The 22,111-nt window shown below is 40.9% G+C and carries 9 protein-coding genes; 1 reads left to right on the forward strand and 8 read right to left on the reverse strand.

Features of this window, described 5'->3' with window-relative positions; translation table 11 throughout:
- Window positions 1-101 precede the first annotated feature (101 nt).
- Window positions 102-12,098 carry a T9SS type B sorting domain-containing protein gene (locus J4N46_RS12190; protein WP_236013981.1) on the reverse strand — a complete coding sequence of 3,999 codons (11,997 nt, stop codon included), beginning with the start codon at window positions 12,096-12,098 and terminating at the stop codon, window positions 102-104.
- Between the two features lie 417 nt (window positions 12,099-12,515).
- Here J4N46_RS12190 and J4N46_RS12195 point away from each other — a divergent pair, with 417 nt between their 5' ends.
- Window positions 12,516-13,697 carry a C1 family peptidase gene (locus J4N46_RS12195; protein WP_208059511.1) on the forward strand — a complete coding sequence of 394 codons (1,182 nt, stop codon included), beginning with the start codon at window positions 12,516-12,518 and terminating at the stop codon, window positions 13,695-13,697.
- A 133-nt stretch (window positions 13,698-13,830) separates the two neighbouring features.
- Here J4N46_RS12195 and J4N46_RS12200 read toward each other — a convergent pair whose 3' ends face one another.
- The 7 genes from J4N46_RS12200 to J4N46_RS12230 all read right to left on the reverse strand — a co-directional run bounded on the left by J4N46_RS12200 (window position 13,831) and on the right by J4N46_RS12230 (window position 21,868).
- The gene (locus J4N46_RS12200; RefSeq protein ID WP_208059512.1) at window positions 13,831-15,081 is read right to left on the reverse strand and encodes an aspartate kinase; all 1,251 of its coding nucleotides are present in this window, start codon (window positions 15,079-15,081) and stop codon (window positions 13,831-13,833) included.
- A gap of 87 nt (window positions 15,082-15,168) precedes the next feature.
- Window positions 15,169-15,858 carry an OmpA family protein gene (locus J4N46_RS12205; RefSeq protein WP_208059513.1) on the reverse strand — a complete coding sequence of 230 codons (690 nt, stop codon included), beginning with the start codon at window positions 15,856-15,858 and terminating at the stop codon, window positions 15,169-15,171.
- Window positions 15,859-15,874: 16 nt separating this feature from the next.
- Window positions 15,875-16,375: a lipocalin family protein gene (locus tag J4N46_RS12210; protein WP_009415514.1), complete on the reverse strand. Its 501-nt coding sequence runs from the start codon at window positions 16,373-16,375 to the stop codon at window positions 15,875-15,877.
- 69 nt (window positions 16,376-16,444) lie between these two features.
- Window positions 16,445-17,206 (reverse strand): MBL fold metallo-hydrolase, encoded by a 762-nt coding sequence (locus J4N46_RS12215; RefSeq protein ID WP_208059514.1) that lies wholly within the window; start codon window positions 17,204-17,206, stop codon window positions 16,445-16,447.
- Window positions 17,207-17,300: 94 nt separating this feature from the next.
- Complete coding sequence (gene rpmH, locus J4N46_RS12220) at window positions 17,301-17,459, reverse strand: 50S ribosomal protein L34 (protein WP_002669412.1); 159 nt, start codon at window positions 17,457-17,459, stop codon at window positions 17,301-17,303.
- A 350-nt stretch (window positions 17,460-17,809) separates the two neighbouring features.
- Window positions 17,810-19,048, reverse strand: a complete 1,239-nt coding sequence (gene odhB, locus J4N46_RS12225) for a 2-oxoglutarate dehydrogenase complex dihydrolipoyllysine-residue succinyltransferase (protein WP_208059515.1) — start codon at window positions 19,046-19,048, stop codon at window positions 17,810-17,812.
- A 33-nt stretch (window positions 19,049-19,081) separates the two neighbouring features.
- Window positions 19,082-21,868 (reverse strand): 2-oxoglutarate dehydrogenase E1 component, encoded by a 2,787-nt coding sequence (locus tag J4N46_RS12230; protein WP_208059516.1) that lies wholly within the window; start codon window positions 21,866-21,868, stop codon window positions 19,082-19,084.
- Window positions 21,869-22,111 lie beyond the last annotated feature (243 nt).

Raw genomic sequence — 22,111 nt, forward strand, 5'->3', positions numbered from 1 at the left:
ATAATAGAAACTATTTTTAGAAAAAAAACTTTGGCAAAGGTTATAGGGCGATTCCTATAACCTTTGCCAAAGTGTGTAAAATGTATGTTACAATAATGTTTCTACCTATAAAGAGTGAAGTTACCGTAGAATTGGCGCTTGTCATACAGCTCATCATTGATCTCTATTATATACCAATAATCTCCCGATGGCATTCGCAAGCCTTCATACGTTCCGTCCCAGCCTTCGCCCGGTGCAAGGTTAGCAATTCGCCTACCATAGCGGTCAAAAATGTATATTCGGGCATTCACGTTGTTATCCAAATACTTAGGCTTCCACTCATCATTCTCACCATCTCCATCTGGCGTGAAGAAGTTCGGCACTTCTATATCGTGATATGGTACCTCAAGAGTCAAGGTTGCCGTACATCCATCCGCATCGCGTACCTCTACATTCACTATCTTTATACGCAATCCATTCGCCTCTACTCGCTCTGGGTCTTTATGACTGATTGTATAAACCATATCTCCTCCTCTATCTACACCATTGTAGTAGTAAGTATAACCGTGTAGATTATTCGTCCTACCTCCTTCAGCTTTCACCTCTATCGTATTGATAGCTGTTGCCGAACTTGTCGTATTGGTCAGCGTAAGTGGTACGCGCAACTCTACATCAAAGCTCTTTGAAGACGTACAGCTTCCCAAAATTGGGGTCGTTGTGGTATACTGTATCTCTATCGTTTGTGATACAGTTTCCCTATCATACGCCTCTATGATACCTATATTGCTGCCTATCGTACGTACAAAGGTAGTAGAAGTTGCCGAATGATTCAAACTATAAGTTATCTTACTGAAGTCTACCGTTGGAGCTAAGAACTTCACTACTAAATAATCTTTATAGTTATTAGTATTCGCCTCGCAAGTACCTTCCTGCTCTATATAACGCACCGTGATGTCAGGGAACTGTACTACCGTAAAGCTTACCGTCTTGGTCATTACACAATGGTTCGTATCTTCTATCACCACACGGTAGAAAGTAGTATCAGGTATTGGTGGCAAGTCTGCAAAATTATAGCTGCTTGTACCTGTTAAATCTCGTACTCCTGCTACTTTCTGGTCGTTATCATCACGCACTATATCAATGTGGTAAGTACCTGTACCGCCCGCTATATTGTGGATAGTTACATTACCTGCGTTCTCTCCCTTACAAGTATAGAACTGCGATGCCGACTCGTCTATATCTGCCGATAGCGGTTGTGGATCTGCAAAGGTATATGTGCCTGCCACAGTTACCGAACAGCTCTTCGAATCTATCACATCTACCCTATAAGTACCTGGCTCTATCCCTTCAAAGGTATAAGTGTTGCCATTCTCTGTTATCGATGGTAGTTCTGTACCTGTTGCCGATAAACGTACTAACTTATAAGCATAAGGTCTTGTGCCTCCTGTTACATTGCTTACTTTCAGCTTACCATCGTTGGCATCTACACAAGTAATAGAGGTTACTTGTACTGTAATACTGCTTACATTGATAGCATCATATGGATCTATATCTACCGTATTGCTACCTGTAAAGCGTGTACAACCCAAGCTGTCTTCCAAAGTAATCTGGTAACTACCTGCATTAAGCGGGTCAAAGGCTATACCATTGGTAGTTGCAAGCTCTCCGCCTTTTACTATCGGTGCTCCTGGTGTTCCTCCTATTGGGGTAAGTGTTACCGTAAAGGTACCTTCTCCTCCTTTTAAGTACACTTTTGCTACTGCATTTTGGTTATTACAATCTACCGATACTTCTTGGCGTGCTCGTACTATCTCTATAGCTGCTGGGTTAGCTGGGATTGTAAACCTATGTTTTGCTACCTCACAACCTGTAGATAACGAAGTCGCTACTATATCGTATGAACCTCCCACTAATTGTCCTGTTATGGTTACTACTGTACCGCCCGCTACTGTAGCGTTTAGGGTAGTGGTTGATAATCCACTTACAGCTGTTATCGTATAAGTAAAGCCCGCTGCTGCTTGGTCGCCGTCAGACAAGTCTTTATCTATCAACGATAATGTAATGCTACCATAGTCGTCATTACATACCGCTCTCACAGCATTAGATGATTCTATAGCAAACGTATTAGGGTCTTTCACCTTGTGTACCCCTGTGAGGTTACAGCCCGTCTGCATATTCACTACTTCCACTGTATAGTTGCTACCTTTTAGGTTCTTAGAGCCCACTAAAGTAATATCTACTGTAGTGCTTGCCACTGTGGTAATCGTTGCTATACTGTTATCTGTACCTTGTACGATATACTTCAAGTCTGTACCTGCAATATAACCCGTAGTGCTCACCGTAATGCGTATCACCTCATCTACCACACAAGTAGCTGATGTTGTTGTCGTTACACTTAACCCTGTAAGTTCAAATGCCGGTACTACCGTTACACTCACTGTGCTAGTTTCGCAACTGCCCGATGCGTCTTTCACCTTCACGTAGTAAGTACCTCCTGCAAGGTTCGGTAAAGTGTATTCACTACCATTACCAAGACTCACTCCCGTAGCTGCATCTACAAACTCATAGGTGTATGACGGTACGCCGCCTTTCACTTTCGTTACATCAAATACTACCTTAGGTGCTGATAATGCGCCGCCGTTCTCACACAAGTATTGTGTAGCGGTAATCACTCCGTCTTCAAAGCTAATCATCTCTGGCGATGTAACTATAGTAGTAACTCCAGCCACACAGCCTGTGCTGTTTTTAACCATTATATCGTAACGTACCCCTCGTGGCGTACCGTGCAACTCTCTGAACGTTGCCGAGTGCGTACCCGCTACCGCTGGCGTAGTGGTTACCGATATCGCATTGCCCGTAGTAAGGTCTATAGCCGTAGTAATACTAAAGGTATAGCTATCTGTATCCAATGGCATTGCTATATCTATTGAACCTGTTCCTGTAGCGGTGAGACCCTTATTACATTTTTCGTGATAAGGCTTCACTATTACATTGTTCATATTAATTGGGTCAGGGTCTTGTACCGTTACCTCTTTCACTATTGGACAATCAGTAGTTTCAGCATCATAAATACTGATGCGATACGTTGCTGCCAAAGTAAGTGTTGGGGTACCCAATACTATTACACCTCCCGTAGTGCTTGTGAAGTGTCCTCCTGTGGTGAGAGTTTCACTAGCTATCGTTCCATTGTCCAAACGTTCTAAGTTGTAGGTATAAGTACCCGTACCGCCCGATACATCTACTCGTACCTCTGCCGTAGGCGTTGCACAGCTCTTTAGCTTAATCACCGTAGCTGTCGCTGTAATGATTGCCGTTGTACTAAAGGTCTTACTTGTGCTACAACCATTCACATCGGTAATGGTAATAGTGTGTGTTACTAATGGCGATACTTCTACCTCAAACGACTGATTAGCAACTGTCCAATTCACTGGCGCACTCGCACTGCCGTCCAAGCTGTAGTAGTGTGCTCCTTCCCCTATCTGGTTAAGGTCTATACGCACCGGTATCTTGCCATTAGTATTGTTGTAAGCTCTACAAGCTAGTGTAGTTACTGTCGATACATTAGGTGTATCATATTTAGTAATAGTTACTGTGCTCGATTGCAAACAGCCATAGTAGTCGCTCACATACACATCCCATACGCCCTCTGGCATATCTACATATGTAGATGCTTGCGTTGTTGCCGATATTGCGGCTGCTACCATTGCTGGTGTATATGGTATATTGCTATCTATATAACCATAAGTGTAAGTCGCCGTACCCCCTGTTATCTCTAAGTACATCTGTCCATTCCTGTTGCAAGTAGCTTTCTTTGTCGCCGATGTACTCATTCTGAGTTGCAATGGAGAACGTTTTACCTCAAAATTAAACGCATTTACACACGATGCTACCCCACTCACATACTCGGTAATTTGTAAGTAATACTTACCTGCTGGCAATTGTGCATTCACAAATCGAGGTGTATTCCAAGGTGAAGCAAAATTACCTGTAATTGTTCCTGCGGTAGCAGGTGGTTGGTGATTATCAGCTCTTAATACTTTCCAGTCCATTTGGGTAGCCATAGGATTCCAACCTCCTGTCAACGTAAAGGTAAAGGTACCATTGCTTGCATCGGCACAGGTTACGTTCTTCACTTGTATTGTTCCTGTAAGCGTTGCACTAGTAGGTGCCGCTACCGAAGCATTCTGTACAAAACGACAACCTGTGGTCATATTGTAAGCCACAAAGGTGTAATTTACCCCTGGTGTCAAGTTAGGCACGCGTGCTACTACCCCTGTTCCCGAAGCCGTTCCTAAATACCAAGTATCGGTGGTTGTACCGTCAAGGTTTGTTGTCTGTACAAAATTAGCTGTCGAACCTGCTTGTGGATTTTGGATACCTGTACGGTATACTGCAAAGTAAGCCCTCGTTGTAGAGGTAAAGGTACCTGTACTCGTTGCCTTAATATCAGCATAGGTGTTAAGTGAGCAAGCCATCGGTGTTGGGAAAGTGATACTCATCACACTTGAGCTTGGGTTCACCACCGTTTGCAATTGTACCTCACAACCATTACCATCGGTAATACTGATATTATATCCGCCGTACTCTAAGTTGCCAAATGGCAGAGCTGCACTATCCGAAATAGATGTTTGTGTAGTCTCACTATTGGTGCTCGTATTGAGTACCTTCACCGAGTATGGTGTCTTACCTCCTCCGCGTAAGTATACTGTCAACTCTGCTTTATCTTGTGGTTGGCAACCCATCTGTTTAGTTATAGATACTGTTGCGCTCACTTGTTCTACTTTATCTATCGTAAAGGCTCTCGTAGCCACGCAGCCTCGTGCATCAGTAAGGTAAGCTATATAGTTACCTGCTGCCATTGCCGTTACTGTTTGAACTACTCCGTTGGTATCTTTCACCACCAAGCTGTGTGAAGCGGTTCCTACGTAGTAATCATTCGGTGTAATCAATACCGAACCATTGTCATTACCACATATCGCCTTAGTAAGGGTAAAGGTGCTACCCAAGAAACGTGGTGGGTCGTAATTAATTGTAAGCAAGCGCTCTCTACGGCATTCTGTACCATTGGGTTTATAGCTTACTCTAAATTGTACCGTAGTTTCTTCACCCGCTGGTACTGCCATATTTAGTGTAGCTTGTGTTGTAGCCGTAGCAATATGAGTGAAGGTTACTCCTCCGTCTGTACTATAGCTAAATGTTTTATCCATTGTTGGGATACCTCCCGTTACCGATAAATCAAACTGCTGAGTACCCGCTGTACAAGCTGCATACAGCTGCGCCGTAGGTGATACTACCAATGCCATTGGTGCATATACCTCTGTTGTAAGGGTTTGCATACAACCAAAACCATCAGTCAGTACAAAAGTATGGCTACCTGCTTGTAATACTTCAGGATATAAAAACTCGCCCGCATCAAACGTATAGCTGTTACCCCCTACTCTACGCACTTTGTAATTACCATTACCGGTAGTTACTTCTATCAATACTTTCTTGTCCGAACCTGTATTGTAGCAGTACGACTCTGGTGATGCTGTAGCTGACAACACTGCCTTATCTGCTATTACAAAGGTTGTGCTGGTCTTACAATTGTTCTCATCTATCACTACCAAACTATAAGTACCTGGTACCAATGAGCTTATCTCATAAGGATTTGGCGTATGTGCCGATGGTTGCGCTGCACCCAAGCTGCCGTTTACCAAACCTACTTGGTATTTATAGTTACCCGTACCTCCTGTGGCTGATGCTTTTATCTTCGCCTTGCCATTGCTAAAGCAAGTTACTCGCTCCATTAGTGTTACTGTAGGCACTATAGGTGCTGGTGCCCCTATGCTATATGGCAAGGTGGTTATACAAGAAGGATAGTCGGCACTTTGTACGCGCAAGCGTCCGTTGTTATTTACCTCTAAGCCCGTTACTGTAAATACACCATCTGCATCCAAAGTCGTCTGTGTCCAAGTAGTTGTAGTGGTATAGGTCCATTCTACTGCGTATTTCACTTGGTTTGTTGGCGCATTGATTACTTTCACACGCACTTGTCCGTCTTGTGAATCTATACAGCTTACATTCTTCTCTGCTCCGTATTTCTCTACGCGCATTTCTTTATTCGCGGCTATATTGATAAGCTGTGTAAGCTTCATCTCACAATACTTGGTAGGCTGTTCTACTTTTATATTGTCTATCGCATAGTCGTTACCTTTGATACCATAAGACGAACCACTGCTAGTAAGCAAACGCAATTCTAATTCGTTGCCTGTAAAGCCTGCTACTTCACTCTCGTTAAAGGTAACACTTAAGTTTTGCCAACTATTAGTTACAAAGCCCAACTGTTTGGTGCGCAACGCTACTCCATCGCTCACTCGGCACAAGGCTACACTCATCCTTGGTTGTACCCCGCCGCCGGTAAGCATATTAATCGCATCTACACTCACCGTAAGTGGTGTATTCATCGTTACTCCCGATAATTTACGCTTATAAACTACTTCGCCCGCTCCGTTACCTGCTATCGCTAAATAACGTCCTGTGCTGGTGGGCACTGTCCATCCGGTCATTGCTGGCGCTTGCTGGGTAACCACGTGCTGACCATCTAATAAGTTCGTGCCGCTGTTGTTACATACCAAGCCTGTATTTGTTCCTAAACAGTCATTGCTATCAAGGGTACCAAAATCTTCTTCAAACAATACATTAGGCGTTGTTTGTGAATCACTCGGACGATAGAATAGTGTAAAGCTATGTACCCCTGGTGATAAAGTACGGAAAATCTTATCGCCGCTTAGGGTAATTGTCGCACTGCCATCCAATATATATTCATAGGTTTGCGAGCTGTTGGCACTTATCGTAATGGTTACTGCTCCGTAGCCATTATCACAACGATACGATACCGGACTTAACGTTATCGTTGGTATCTCGGTCATCTCAGTGGTCACCGATAAGGTAAGCTTACAATCTTTATCATCTTTTACATATACATTGCCCGATGCACTCACAAAACCTACATTCTCATTCACATAAGTATTCTCTCCATCAAAACTATATTTATAAGGTGCTTTACCGCCCGATACGTTATTGATAGCTACCTTATACTGGTTGTTTTGTGTATCACAAGAGCGATCCGCTACCACTCCTGCATAACCTCGCAAAGGTGATTGTGGCGCTAATATCACCACTGGCTTTTTGATGTATTTACAAGTATTGCCCGCTATCTTCGAGGTCATCTCTATCTCATAAGTGCCTGCTGGCAAACTAGTAAATAACCCCGCTGGACTCGACCTAAACTCACTCGTACTGCTACGTGTGCCGTCTTTCTTCAATTGGAACAACTTTATTGTACGATTCAAATTCTGACTGCCTGGCCCAAAGCTCATATTAATAACTCCACTATTAGGTTGCGCCGCACAACTGATTTCTTCTGTTACCGTCAAATCAAATGTGTGTTGCGCTGGTGGCGATATCGTTACTTTATTGCTAAAGGCTTTGCGTCCGTTGGTACTATCAAAAGCGATAAACTCGTATTCTCCTATTTGTGTAACATTCGGCACTTCTACATCCACCCCTGTGGTACCTTGTGAGGCCAATTGCAATGCTATAGGGGTATCATTTAGGGCGGTAGCATAGTCTGGGTATTGTTGTACACCGTCTATCTTCCACACGTAGAACTTATAAGTAGGCTGACCTCCTTCTGCCTTTAAGTTCAGCTTCGCTGTGTTGCAATAGCCGCTCTTAAAGCCATTAAACGTTGCCGTTGCGTGCATTCCCACTACTCTATCTATCGTAAAGTTAGACGATAACGTACAGCCCGCTATCTGTGGCGAGCTCACCTGTACATTGTAGTTACCCGATGGCAAATTCTCTATCCTACCTTCTGTCTTAGTAACTATATCGGTGCGCAAATGTACCCCATCTTTATAGATAACCACGTTATAGCTTACCCCACTCGAATTGAACTCGTGTTTTACTGAACCCAATTCATAATCGGTGTGGGCTTGTGGGTCACTAAACGAACCGCCCAAGCCGTTCTTTATCACTTGGAAATAGAAACTTTGTCCGCATCCTGAGTTCAATAACTTCACTCTGTAAAGCCCTTCATCGGTAATAGTAAAGGTGCTGCCTTGCTCTATGGTGCTCCAGCAGTTATCATCAGTTACTCTACAGCCTGCTTGCAAGCCCGCTGCCTGTGAGTTGCAAGATACATTCCACGCTTGCCACTCAAATGGCGTATTGCGGTAATTTACTCGTAATACCTTACTATTGCCATTACACAAGTAAAACTGACTTGTCCAATCACCTGTGTTAGGACATACTACCCCTATATTATTCGCTTGCGCTCGTATCGGGTCGGTAGTATCGGTTATCGTTTGGTAATTAATCGTCTCGGTAACTGTAAGGTTTTCTCCATAACAAGATACCGTCTTCACTACCCTGTAAATACCAGGACCTGGCGCTATATAAGTAGATGCATTTTGCCCGTAAATAATACCACTGCTGTTATACCACTGATAAGTAGTAAAGCCCTCTATTGCCCTGAAGGTTATCTGTCCAGTTCCACAAGACATCTCCTGACGCTCACAACCCGATGTATTTACTGTTGCTGTAAGTGTACCTGTAGTTACAAGTTCTGCACCCACACAGCCTGCTGCCCCACCTCGGTAGGTAACTTTCAGCTGTGTTTGTAGGTAGTTAGCACAAGGGCCAAATAAGGTCTCACAGTCTGCCTGTGTTTTAAGCGGTATTTTTATCACACGCTCTGGGTCACCCAACTTCAAAGTAGATTGATAACGTGTGCCCCCTGGCGAAGTCTCTGCTCCTATTTCAAACTTATAGGTTTTATTAGCAGCACTATACGTCATTATAGGGTAAGGGTTCTGCCAGTTGTTATCGCCTGTTCCTGTAAGGTTCGGATTACCATCAGTAAATAAGGTTGTACTATCAGGTAGTTTTACCTCAATAGTTGCCTGATTGATAGCATCAGCTCCATCGTTTTTATAACGCAACTCATATATAAATTGCTGGTTAGCCTGCAATTCGGTAATAGTGTTACCGGCCAAATCGGTATAGCGTTGCTCTGTTTTGAGTTTCAACGCATTCGATTTTACAATCACATTGAAAGTACAAGTGTTTGTCAAACCAGCTGGGTCGCGTAATATATAGGTTACACTAGTAGTACCTATAGGGAAGCTATCCCCTGGGTTATGCGAACCGTGTACTGTTACCGCTCCGTGACAAGTTGGGTAGCCTGTGGGCACACGCCACATCACCGCCTTACGGCATTGCCCCGCATCTACAGTTACTTCTATATCATCAGGACAAGGCTGCTTAAAGAACGGAGGCTCGTCTTCTGGAGGCATCACGATAGTTGCCGACTTGGTATATACTCTATTATTAGTACAGCCCAAGCTCGGATTCAAACTATATTCTGCCAAATATGAAGTCGTCTCTTGGATTGGCTCCCAGAACGACTGTCCTGTCTTAATAGGCGTAGATGGATTCTTATTGCCATTGCTATCCAAGCGGTACCAGTTGATGTTAAATATTTTGTCGGATACCCCTAATTTGATACGCGCTTCGTTGCCTTTACAGAAAGGTACAGGTCTATCCATCACCAAGAATGGGTCAAAAGCCGCATCTATATCCAAATTAAAATTGGTTGCTGGCGAATCGTTACAACGATGCGAAACTACTACCCTATAATAACCTGAAGTTAAGTTATCAAACAAATAGTGATATTTATTATCACTTTCTTGGAAAGTAACGCTTTGCACCAGCGTACCTGTAGTAGCCGTTGCTGTACTAAGACGATAGAGGTAAAACTCCAACGGGAAGAATACCTCCTGCCCTGTAACGTCTACCGCTACCATACCCGTATTGGCATTTTCGTTACAAACAATAGGATTCACCACTGGCTTTAATTTCTCCAATGGCTTTATCGTAAAGTGTTTATAATAAGTATAACTACTCCAATAGCTTCTAGGTTCTGCGTGGTCTGTTGCATCTGGCAAGGTACTACCATTATAAAATGCATTATAGTAATAACCACTACCTGTTATACGATAATCACCTGGTAATAGGTTAGGAAACTCTCCTTTAAATCCTGTAACTAAAGCTCCATTCACATTATCCCAATGTACATTGCCCCATTGGTCTTCGCGTTTCTTTTGCAGTTGATGGCGAATATATGTATCACTATAAACGGCACTTCCCATATGGAAGATAGCTTTCCCTACCTCACAATCTCTTTTGATTTCAAATTTAGGATTGTAATGGGTAGCTGGCAAACTTACCGTACGAGTAGAAGTACGCCCGCAAGCATCACTTGCTACTATAATATAGTTCCCCGCTGGCAAACTAGTTACTGTCATACGAGTTCTACCACCGTGATAATACCAAGATTTTCCTCCTGTTGCAGGGTTTTTATCCGAATCGAAAATGATAGGAAAAGAGATGGTACGGGTTTGGGTTTCATAAAACCCTGGATACCCTTGATATGTAATAGTGGTAGAGCCATCGGCAGGCATTATCTTATATTGTATAGGAAAAGCAGGATAAGCATTCCAATGATCTATATTGATAGCTCCTGTCCCTTCCATAACCCCGTAGCCTATTTTCATATAATCCCACACCTTATCTATATGATTGATAGTAGGAATAGTATTATGACTATGTGCTGGATAATCTATTACCATTTCTGGCGAAACCAAAGGGTTACAGCCAGAAGGAGTTGTTTTATAAATATAGCGATAGGTAGCCCCTGCTACAGAAGGAGTATCATAATTAGGTTCATCTACCCAATTGCTCCCTACTTTCCGCTGTAAAGTAAAGTTGCTATAACCAATCAGCCAGCCTTCAACCCACTTAAAAACTCGACTTTCACCCGTATTAAGGTCTGAATAAGGAACGTTATATTTTGCACTATTATTGCCACTATAAACTCTTAAATATTTTGTTGTAGAGGAAACTACTGCACAATTATTAACACTATAATGAGTATAATTTTGAGAATGATTATTAATAGAAAGCGTAGGTGCTGGAATAATCTGATTGTCAAATTTTATACGCTCCTTAATCGTATTTTTAGGTCCTTTAATGGTAATTTCCACCTCGTCACCAGGAGCTATATTCAAACCCGTAGCAGCATAATAGGCATAATTAGGATTATCATATTCATCGTGACGTACATAAGCGTAAAAACTTGATGAAAAATCTACTGTGGGCTTAGATGAGTTTAAAAATTTTATAACAGCTGTACCAGGACGCTTAAAAAAGTCATTCAATGAAGTTTCATCGTCTATTTTATAGCCCAATGACTTTCCATCCTCTGGTCTTATCAGGTACATTGTAAGCTGTCCATAGTTACAATTATCACTTCTTTTATTGAGTCTACGTTCATAAGTTTTAATACCTATACAGTTAACGTTATAAATGGCTGAAGCAGGTATTTGCAAGCTGGGAAAACGGCGTGTTTCCCCACAATTGGGGTTGCCTGTATTAGTTTTGTCGTGCACTTGCAAGATAAACTGTTTATTCACAGGTAGTGGGTGAGCATTATCACCGCGCACTTCTATATAATTGCTACCGGTAGGGCGTGCAAACTCTTGTGCAGGCACTATCACATTGCGGTTCATATCCAGTATACTCACCACAAAAGGCCCTATACCACCTGAGGGAATACGAAAACGTATCCCTCCTGTGTTAGGTTCATTACAAGTAGGCGCTATCGCCTCCATATTGCTAAAGTTCATAAGCTGGTAGTTAGATTCAGTGTCTACTTCACGTTCTTCAAACGTACCTGTCACCTCATCACGTACCGTAATTTTATACTTCCCAATAAAAAGATTGTAAAAAGTATATTCTGCTGAAGCGTTAATATTTGCCACTGGGCTGGGGCTCATCCTATAAATACCACTTGCACCATCCCCCTCAATCTCTACGGTAAATTTACCACTAGAGGGCGTAGCTTGGCATATAGAAGGCTGTTGCCCATTTATAAGCATCGCTTTGGCTACTACCTTTATTTGGTTGTCGTTATGGCAGTTCCCTTTTATGGGGGTTATCTGCACATTTATACACTGGGCAAGAGCTGCCGCAGTAAACCATAAGAATGTAATTGCTGTTAGAAACTTTTTCATTGCTAATATACTAAAGTTATGTAGTAAATTATTCCACACATTATTTACCCATACAATTAATGCCACAAAAGTAGAAATAATTTTCTTTTTAAAAAAACATTTAGCAACTTATTGTCTCTGTTTTCAGGTTTTCATTTTGTAAATAGCTTATTATTAAGTAATTAAGTGAAGTTAAAATATTGTTAAAATCACAAACTATAATTAACGGTTGGTATGTGTAGTATAACTTTTAGGCAAATTTTAGAAGTGTCACAAAGTTGTATTTATCCTTCGCTTAAGGTTCGGTAAAATAGATGTGATCGGATAGTTTTTAGATAGGCTTGGTTGTGCTCTTCAGTCTGGATTTATCATTAATGATTGATAATTAAACATTATTTTGTATCTTTGCCCCAACAAACTTTTAAACCATTTTTTTGAATGAAAAAATTAACTCTTTTTGCGGCTTTTGCTGCGCTTAGCTTCAGTGTTTCAGCTCAAGATGACCTGATCAATGCAGTAGCTGCTAACCGCTCTAACAACGCTGGCTTTAAATTTACTACGGTTATCAACTTGGAACGCTCAGACGTGAAAGACCAAGGCAGTAGCGGTACTTGCTGGAGCTATGCAGGTGCTTCTTTTCTTGAAAGCGAAATGATTCGTATGGGTAAAAAGCCTATAGACCTTGCGGAAATTTTTACCGCTCGCAATATCTATATAGAAAAAGCAAAACAATATGTGCGTATGCACGGATATTTAGACTATGGGCAAGGAGGCGAACTGCACGATGTTATCAATAGTTACGCCAAATATGGAGCAGTGCCACAACAGGTGTATTCAGGACTGCAATACGGCTCTAATCGAAACGACTTTTCAGAATTGCACCCCATATTAAAAGGCTTCTTAGAAGGATTGGTAAAACGTGAAAAGGTAAAAAAACTTACGCCCAATTGGCTCACAGCTTTTACGGCAACAATAGATGCTTACTTGGGTGCTGCTCCTGAAAGCTTTACCTACGAAGGTAAAAAATACACTCCCCTATCATTTGCTAAAGAACGCGTAGGTATCAACCCCGATGATTATATAGAGATGGTTTCATATAACGACCAGCCTCTTTACAAGAACGTTTTTATGGCTGTCCCTGATAACTGGAGCTACGACCACGCCTATAATATCGCTATGACAGATATTACTAAGACGATAGATAATGCACTCCAAAAAGGGTATACAGTAGCGTGGGCTTCTGATGTGAGTGAACGTTATTTTAGTTGGCAAAACGGAGTGGCTTTTGTTCCTGAAAAAGATGTGAATACAATGTCATATGAGGAAAGTATAAGCCTTTTTTCCAACCCTCCTACCGATGAGTTAACGATAACACCCGAAATGCGTCAGCGTGATTTTGATAACTACCAAACTACTGATGACCACGCTATGCACATTGTAGGACTGGCAAAAGACCAAAACAATCGTGAGTACTACATTGTTAAAAACTCTTGGGGCACTCGCAATGACTATCAGGGGTATTTGTACGTTACTAAAGCATTTGTACAGTTTAAAACTACAGCTATTATGCTACACAAAGGAGGTGTTCCTGCCGAAATATTGAAAAATTGGAAGAAATAACTTATAATAAGAGGCTGTCCGAAAAGTCTTAAAAAGTATGATTGCACCACCGGTAGCGGGATGTTTATTCACATTGTAGGGGCGATTTGCAAATCGCCCTCACAAAACAAAACTTTTCGGACAGCCCTTTTTATTATCTCACTACTACTTGTACAGTATTGGCAGCTACTTGCTGCAAAAGTACTTCTTTTTGGTCTATTACTTTATTTACAGCAGCTTCTGTAGCGTGTCTAATAGTAAATAGGGTTACATTTTCGGTTACTGATACCTTAAAACGTTCTTCTAAAAGCTCTAAGAGCATCGGGAGGGTATCGAACTTGTTATCTACACACACCGAAAAGCTAATAGCTGTATTTTGTATCACACTTACTTTCATTTGAGCTTTATGCAAGCTGTTGAATATATAGCTAATACCTTCTTCCATTATAAATGAAAAATCACGTGAAGATAACGATAACAACACTTGCTGCTGCTTGAGTATAAAACAAGGTACTTTGGGGTCTAATTCAGGGACATTACACACTGCACTTCCCTCAGCTGTAGGGTTTACAAAAGAACGTACATAAAGGGGAATTTCTTTTTGCTGTAAGGGTTGTAAGGTTTTAGGGTGAATTACCGAAGCCCCATAAAAAGCCAACTCTATGGCTTCGCTATAGGGGATTTTATGCAATAGCTGCGTATCCTGAAAATAACGAGGGTCGGCATTGAGCACACCAGGAACATCTTTCCAAATAGTTACGCTTTCAGCATCTAAGCAATAGGCAAAAATAGCAGCAGTATAGTCCGAACCTTCACGTCCTAAAGTAGTTGTAAAGAAGTTAGCATCGCTACCCAAAAAGCCTTGCGTGATATTCAATAGTGATTTATTGATGTGTGTAGTGATGTTAGTCTGTGTTTCATCCCAGTTAATAGCTGCATCGCGATAGTTACTATCGGTCTTTACGAGGTTACGCACATCTATCCAAGTATTCTTTATGCCGTTATCATTTAAATACTGACTAATAATAGTAGTAGAAATCAACTCCCCAAAACATATCACCTGATCGTATACAAAACTGTGTTTCGGCGATTTATTGCGTTCTAAAAACGAGGTGAGTTCAGCAAATAGCCCATCTACTTTCCAATATACGGGGTGGTTTTCATCAGTAAAGAGCTCACGGATAATATGGTAGTGAAAGTCTTTTACTACCGCAATGCTTTCTGCAAGTTTTTCTTGGTCTTTAAAATAATTGTTTACTACGAGCTCCAAGGCATTAGTAGTCTTTCCCATTGCCGAAATAACGATGAGCGTATGGGCATAGCCTACAGTTTCTAATATTTTAGCTACATTACGCACTCCAGCAGCATCTTTTACTGAAGCACCTCCAAATTTAAATATCTGCATATTTCTTATTATATAACATCTTATTAAGACAAAAATAAAGCGTCAGAGCCTATTGCTCCAACGCTTTATCTATTCAAACAAAGCAATTTATTTATTAGCTGCTTCTTTTTCAGCATCAGCTTTCATCTTCTCATTAGGAACGATTACTACGTTCACACGGCGGTTTTTAGCACGACCTTCAGGAGTAGCGTTATCAGCCACAGGGTTTGCCTTACCATACCATTTAGTAGTAAAGCGGCTCGCTGCCAAGCCTGCACTTGTAAAGTAATTAGTAACAGCTTGTGCACGGCGTTGTGAAAGACCTAAGTTGTATTGGTCTTTACCTACGCTATCTGTATAACCTGCTACAAGTACATTAGTTTCAGGGTATTCTTTTAAAATTGCTACCAATTTATCAAGAGTTTCTTTTGATTTAGCATTAATATCGTGCTTAGCTGTAGCAAAATACACACCACTATTTTCATCAAATGTAACCACAATACCATCGTCTACTCGTTTTACTTCAGCTCCAGGTATCTCTTCTTCTATCTTTTTAGCTTGTTTGTCCATTTGGTTACCAATAACAGCTCCTGCAGCACCACCCACTACTGTACCAAGTACAGCACCAAGCTCACTATTTTGCCCGCTACCTACATTGTTACCCAATATAGCTCCTAAAAGCGCACCACCCGCAGCTCCTATTACTGCACCACGTTGTGCCTTGTTAGTATTGTTATAAGCCTCGCAGCTCACCAATAATATGGCTGCTGACATTACTAAAACTGCAATTCTCTTCATTTCTTCTATAAATTAATTATTTTACAAAATTCATTGTGATAACAAAAGGTTTCCCATCCAATCTTACTGTTTGTTCCCACACCATAGTATCTTCCGATAGGCTCGCTAAGTGAATGCGTAACCCTTGATTACTGCTCGATTCATACTTCTCATTTGTAGGCTTCAACATAAAATCGTAATAGCCAGTAGATTTATCTACTTCCTGTACAAAGAAAACAAAGTTCCTTTGCCCTGTTGAACAATCTGAAGCATTAATTGTATAATGTCCACGATTGTTATTAGGCACAAACTTCCAAGTGCTACCTTCAAAACATTCTTTTGAAGTATCATTTAGTAAGGTAACTTCAAATTTACCTTTTTCGCTGTATGTGATAGACTTCAAAGTCCATTCACCTTTAATTGCCTTATTAGCAATGTTAGTTTCTTTAGGCTTTGCGGTCATTGAGCTTGTACTTTGCCCACTTTTGCAAGCTGTTACCAATGCAAGCATTAGCATCAGAAAAGTAATTTTTCTCATTTTCAATGTAATTTAATCCGCCGCAAAGTTACTGCTTTTTGATATAACTACATAATAATTAACTAAACATTAACACTCTACCACCAAATCGTCATAGGCTAAATACACATTTTCAGGCAGCCTGCGTTGTACTTCATCGTGAAACCCAAATGTCTGACTAATATGCGTAAAATAGGTGCGTTTAGGTTTTAATACAGCTATAATAGCAAGTGCTTCTGTCAAATTAAGATGTGTAGGGTGCATCTCATCACGCAAACAATTCAGTACCAACACATCTAAGCCCTTTAGCTTCTCAAGCTCACTATCAGCTATATATTTAGCATCTGTAATATAAGCTAAATTCTCAATCCGATAACCCAATATAGGAAGTTTTCCGTGTTGTACCGCAATGGGAACAATCGTCTTACCTTGCAACTCAAACGGTGCTGTAGATACCTCATTAACAATTACTGAGGGCGCACCCTCATACCTATTTTCAGTAGCAAATATATAAGCAAAACGTGTTCTCAATTCATTTATCACACGTTTCAATCCATAAATAGGCATATCACCTTGATAATAAACAAAAGGACGTATGTCGTCTAAGCCTGCCGTATGGTCTGCGTGTTCGTGAGTAAATAAAATTGCCTCCAAATGTTTCACATCATTGCGTAACATCTGTTGCCTAAAATCAGGACTGCAATCAATCGCTATATTAGTGTTGCCCCAGCTGATAAGTGCCGAAGTGCGCAAGCGCTTGTCCTTTGTATTAGTACTCCTACTCACAGGGTGATTACTGCCTATCACAGGTACCCCCTGCGAAGTTCCCGTACCAAGAAATGTAATCTTCATTGTATAGTATATTAAGCAACAAGTAACAGATAATGAGCAAAATACCTTCTATACTCTTTATCTGTTACTTATTCTATTACCTTAAAAAAAAGGTTTATTTTTTATGTCGTGGTTCTGATGAAACTGTTAGCTTTTTGCGCCCCTTTGCTCTGCGGCGTGCTAATACTTTTCTACCATTGGCAGTCGCCATACGCTCTCTGAAACCGTGTTTATTTCTTCTTTTTCTCTTAGAAGGTTGAAATGTTCTTTTCATTGCTTGTAAATCTTTAAAATCTTATTAAAATAATAATTATCTCTCTATTTTATCAATAGCGAGCGCAAAAGTACATATTTTTTTTTGAATAACAAAATATTTTTTCTCTTATTACTTGAATTATTAATGATAATCACAGAATAATTCATTGTAGTACAAATACTTATATTGAAAAATAACACTTTATTTTTTATGATATTTTTCTTTCTATATTTGTTATTTACTATTAAAAATAAAGGAGAAATTTTGTAATCAACTTTAGAAAAGGTACGAACCGCACGGGCAATAAAACTTTGCCAAAGGTCGTACATCGGCGATAACCTTTGGCAAAGTATATAAGTAAAATTATCCTACAACTCTAAAGCTTGAGCAGGATTGCCATTCATCAGTAGTTCTACAGGGTTTTCTAAAGCTTCTTTTACAGCTACCAAGAATCCTACTGATTCGCGACCATCTATAATGCGGTGATCATATGAAAGCGCTACATACATTACAGGCGCCACAACTATTTTGCCATCACGCACTATCGCACGATCTACAATATTGTGCATTCCCAAAATACCTGATTGAGGTGGGTTGATAATAGGGGTAGAAAGCATAGAACCAAATACACCTCCATTAGTAATGGTAAAAGTACCTCCCGTCATCTCATCTACCGTAATTTGTCCGTCACGGGCACGTAGTGCTAAGCGTTTTACTTCAGCTTCTACACCTCTGAATGACAAGTTTTCGGCATTGCGTATTACAGGCACCATCAAACCTTTAGGTCCCGATACCGCTATTGAAATATCGTAATACTGATAAGTAACCTTTTCTTGCCCATCAATCATTGAATTTACATCGGGGAAGAGTTTTAAAGCACGCACTACAGCTAGCGTAAAGAATGACATAAAGCCAAGACTCACATTGTGTTTAGCTTTAAAAGCATCTTTGTATTGTGCTCTAAGTGCATAAATAGCAGTCATATCCACCTCGTTAAAAGTAGTAAGCATTGCTGTTTCATTTTTAGCACTTACCAAACGCTCTGCTACTTTGCGGCGCAACATACTCATTTTAGAGCGTACTTCGGCTCTTGCGCCTCCTGTAGGAGTACCCATTGAAGGTTTTGATGCTATAACAGCATCATTTTTAGTAATACGACCTCCTTTGCCACTACCCACTACTGATGATGCTGGAATTTCTCGTTCTTCCAATATCTTACGTGCCGCAGGACTTGGATGTCCTCCTGCTGGAGCAGGTGCTGGTGCCGGAGCAGGTGCTGCTACTGGGGCTGGAGCAGGTGCCGGAGCTGCTACAGGAGCAGGAGCTGGGGCTGGTGCAGCTGCAGCTGGGGCACTACCTCCTGCGGGTTTAGGTGCCGCTGTATCTATCAAGCATACTACTTGCCCTACTTTTACAGCTTCGCCTTCTTCAGCTTGTAATGTAATAACTCCTGCAGCTTCAGCTGGTAGCTCAAGAGTAGCTTTATCAGAATCTACCTCTGCTATCGCTTGGTCTTTTTCTACATAATCACCCGTTTGTACTAACCAACGAGCTATTTCTACTTCTGTAATCGACTCACCTGGTGAGGGAACTTTCATTTCCAACATAGTCTTTCTTTATTATTTAGTTGTTAGTTTATCCTATTCAAATACTTTTGCTATCACTGCATTGTGTCGTTTGCGATCGCGTGTGTGGCTACCCGAAGCTGGTGCTGCATAAGCAGGTGTACCTACATAACGCCATTTCACTAAATCAAAATTCATAAGCATATAGCCATAAGCACCCATATTTTTAGGTTCTTCTTGTGCCCATATATACTCTGTAGCATTTGCATAAAGTGCTATCACTTCTTGTAACTGTGCCACAGGCAATGGGAAAAGTTGCTCTATACGCACCAATGCTACATCTTCTCTGCCTAATTTTTCACGTTCAGCATAAAGGTCGTAATAAAAACGTCCCGAACAAAATACCACACGTTTTACTTTTTCAGCTGCTACCACTGGGTCTTTTAATACCTCTTCAAACTGCCCTGTAGCCAAGTCCTCTACTGTAGAGATTACTTGGGGGTGGCGCAACAAGCTCTTAGGCGTAAATACAACTAGCGGCTTGCGGAAGTTAGTAATCATCTGTCGGCGCAAAAGATGGAAAAAGTTTGCAGGTGTAGTACAGTTGGTTACATACATATTATTTTCAGCACATAATTGCAAATAACGCTCAATACGTGCCGATGAGTGTTCAGCTCCCTGTCCTTCATAACCGTGAGGTAACAACATCACAAGCCCGTCTTGTACTTTCCATTTGTCTTCACCACACGAAATATATTGGTCAAGCATTATCTGCGCTCCGTTAGAAAAGTCTCCAAACTGAGCCTCCCAGATAGTAAGTGTATTAGGGCTCGCCATCGCATAACCATATTCATAGCCTAATACCCCATATTCCGATAACAATGAGTTGTATATATAGAAGTTACCTTTTGCTAGGCTATCTTTCTTTTTCAATTGATGTAAAAAGTTGTGAGCCTCTTCAGTATCATCTGTTTTTACTACCACGTGTCGGTGAGAGAACGTACCTCGTTGCACATCTTCACCTGTTAGTCGTACATCAAAACCTTCTGCCAAAAGCGAACCATAAGCCAAAAGCTCTGCCATACCCCAATCGATGTGGTTATTTTGGAAGAAACCTTCTTTTCTGTCGGCAACTACTTTTTTCACTTTATTCATAAAGTTTTTACCTTCAGGAAGTTCAGTAAGCAAGGTAGCTATTTCGGTAAGTGTTTCTTTGCTTATTTGGGTATTTACCTTTTTAAGCATTGTTTCAGGATTTGCCAATTCAAAGCCCTGCCATTCTGTTTGCATAAAAGGCTTAATAACAGTAAGCGGCTCTTTACGCGAAGTTTCTAAATCATTGTCTAACTTTGCCTTATAGTTATTTTCCATCGCTGTAAGTGCTGCTTGGTTCACAACCCCTTCAGCGATAAGTTTTTGAGCGTATATGTTACGTGGATTATCGTGCTTGCCTATCGTTTTATACATTTTAGGTTGCGTAAAACGAGGCTCATCACCTTCGTTATGACCGTATTTTCGGTAGCCTACCAAGTCTATATATACATCTTTTCCAAAGTGCTGACGATATTCTAAAGCCAACAAGAATGTATGCACTACAGCTTCGGCATCATCAGCATTTACGTGCAATACAGGCGAATCATTCACTTTAGCAATATCAGTACAATACAATGAAGAGCGAGAATCGGTATAATTAGTAGTAAAGCCTACTTGGTTATTCACCACTATATGAATAGTTCCCGCTGTAGTAAACCCTGGTAAACCACACATTTGTACAGTTTCATACACTATACCTTGCCCCGATACAGCAGCATCACCGTGAATAATAATCGGCAGCCCTTTGCGATTGTCCTCTTGGCAATAATGATCTTGTTTAGCTCGCATAATCCCCCCCACTACTGCAGCTACAGTTTCAAGGTGCGAAGGGTTGGGCACTAAATTCATATCTACTTTTTTACCTGATTGTGTAACGCGCTCGCTGCTAATACCTAAGTGATATTTCACATCGCCGTCAAACCAATCGTCCATTTCGTAGTCTTTACCGTCAAATTCCGAGAATATATCCTGCGGATTTTTACCAAATACGTTTGCCAAAACATTCAAGCGCCCGCGATGCGCCATACCCAATACTAAATGTGTAACACCTTTATCGGCTGCAGCTTCTACCAAAAAGTCAAGCCCTGCTACAAGTGAATCATTACCTTCCAATGAAAAACGCTTTTGCCCTACGTATTTAGTATGCAAAAAGTTTTCAAACGAAGTAGCTTCATTTAGTTTTTTTAGTAGGTGTAATTTCTGCTCTTTGCTAAGTTGCGTTGTATTATTGTGCTGCTGCAAACGCTTGTCAAACCATTTGCGCACTTGTTCATCGCGTATATACTGATATTCTACACCCACTGATTGGCAGTAAGTAGCTTTAAGTGTATTTACAATAGTACTGAGCGGTGAAGGGGGTAAACCTATCTCGCTGGCAGCATCAAATACTATAGCCAAATCATTAGAGGATAGCCCAAAATTCTCAAGCGATAAGCTTGGTAATAAGGATTCCCTTTCACTCAAAGGGCTAATTTGTGCGTGCAAATGCCCATAAGTGCGATAGGCATTGATAAGGTTCAGTACTCCAAATTCTTTTTTTACTTTTTCTGAAAGTCCTGATGTGGCTGCAGCGTCATTGTTTACCACTTGCTGAACCATTACGGGTACCGCTTCTTCTATTGAAGAGCCGTATTGCTCCTGACCAAAATCAAAACCCTGAAAAAAGGCACGCCAGCTAGGCTCTATGGCATCGGGATTTTCTAAATATTTGTCGTACAAATCACCAAAGAAAGCCGTACTTGCGGCATTCAAAAAAGAATACTTATCCATAAAAAGTAATTTTTTCGTTTGTGTTTCGTTAATTGTGGCAAAGGTATCATTTTCTTTTGAATAAAGCAAGTTTTACTTTAAAAAATTTATAAATATTTTTTAAAGTACTAATAATCAACTCAATCCCCAACAACAAACACACAGCACTATCCACCAACAAAAAAACCAGCGAGTGATTTCTCATTCGCTGGTTTCTTATGATTCATTTATCTCCCGTTGCTATCGGTAGAGGGTGAAGTTGCC

Origin of the sequence: Capnocytophaga bilenii, assembly GCF_017565765.1 — a bacterium.
Lineage (GTDB): Bacteria > Bacteroidota > Bacteroidia > Flavobacteriales > Flavobacteriaceae > Capnocytophaga > Capnocytophaga bilenii.

What these genes read in the sequence shown, in the direction of transcription:
- J4N46_RS12190 (WP_236013981.1), bottom strand. Translation starts at nt 12,098, where the DNA reads ATGAAAAAGTTTCTAACAGCAATTACATTCTTATGGTTTACTGCGGCA.
- J4N46_RS12195 (WP_208059511.1), top strand. Translation starts at nt 12,516, where the DNA reads ATGAAAAAATTAACTCTTTTTGCGGCTTTTGCTGCGCTTAGCTTCAGT.
- J4N46_RS12200 (WP_208059512.1), bottom strand. Translation starts at nt 15,081, where the DNA reads ATGCAGATATTTAAATTTGGAGGTGCTTCAGTAAAAGATGCTGCTGGA.
- J4N46_RS12205 (WP_208059513.1), bottom strand. Translation starts at nt 15,858, where the DNA reads ATGAAGAGAATTGCAGTTTTAGTAATGTCAGCAGCCATATTATTGGTG.
- J4N46_RS12210 (WP_009415514.1), bottom strand. Translation starts at nt 16,375, where the DNA reads ATGAGAAAAATTACTTTTCTGATGCTAATGCTTGCATTGGTAACAGCT.
- J4N46_RS12215 (WP_208059514.1), bottom strand. Translation starts at nt 17,206, where the DNA reads ATGAAGATTACATTTCTTGGTACGGGAACTTCGCAGGGGGTACCTGTG.
- rpmH (WP_002669412.1), bottom strand. Translation starts at nt 17,459, where the DNA reads ATGAAAAGAACATTTCAACCTTCTAAGAGAAAAAGAAGAAATAAACAC.
- odhB (WP_208059515.1), bottom strand. Translation starts at nt 19,048, where the DNA reads ATGTTGGAAATGAAAGTTCCCTCACCAGGTGAGTCGATTACAGAAGTA.
- J4N46_RS12230 (WP_208059516.1), bottom strand. Translation starts at nt 21,868, where the DNA reads ATGGATAAGTATTCTTTTTTGAATGCCGCAAGTACGGCTTTCTTTGGT.